This window comes from Bowmanella yangjiangensis, assembly GCF_017255015.1.
GTDB classification, from domain to species: Bacteria; Pseudomonadota; Gammaproteobacteria; order Enterobacterales; family Alteromonadaceae; genus Bowmanella; species Bowmanella yangjiangensis.
Genome location: NZ_JAFKCS010000848.1, coordinates 1 through 303, shown reverse-complemented (window position 1 = coordinate 303; position 303 = coordinate 1). Strand labels below are relative to the sequence as shown.

Genomic DNA, 303 nt, shown 5'->3' with positions numbered 1-303 from the left:
TGCTGCGCCCCAGCCCCCTTGCCAAAGGGGGACTATGCTTAAGCCATGAGAGCAGTCGTACGCGTCGTCATTGGCCTGCAGCTGATGTGCTGCGTGGCCTTCGGCCTACGGGCCGAACCCTTGCGCCTGGTCACCGAGGCGTGGCCACCTTACGTTTACGAGGAAAACGGCCAGCCGACCGGGCTCGACTACGAGATCACCCGCGAGGTGCTGCGCCGCCTGGGCCGCGAGATGCAGCTGCAGTTCATGCCCTGGAAACGCTGCCTGCTGGACATTAATCAAGGGCAGGCCGACGGCATCCTG

At 64.4% G+C, this 303-nt stretch carries 1 protein-coding gene; it reads left to right on the top strand.

Annotation, left to right across the window (positions count from 1 at the left end; all coding sequences use genetic code 11):
• Positions 1-45: 45 nt before the first annotated feature.
• On the top strand, positions 46-303 hold a 258-nt coding region (locus J0A65_RS26930), incomplete at its 3' end, for a substrate-binding periplasmic protein (RefSeq protein WP_206597225.1).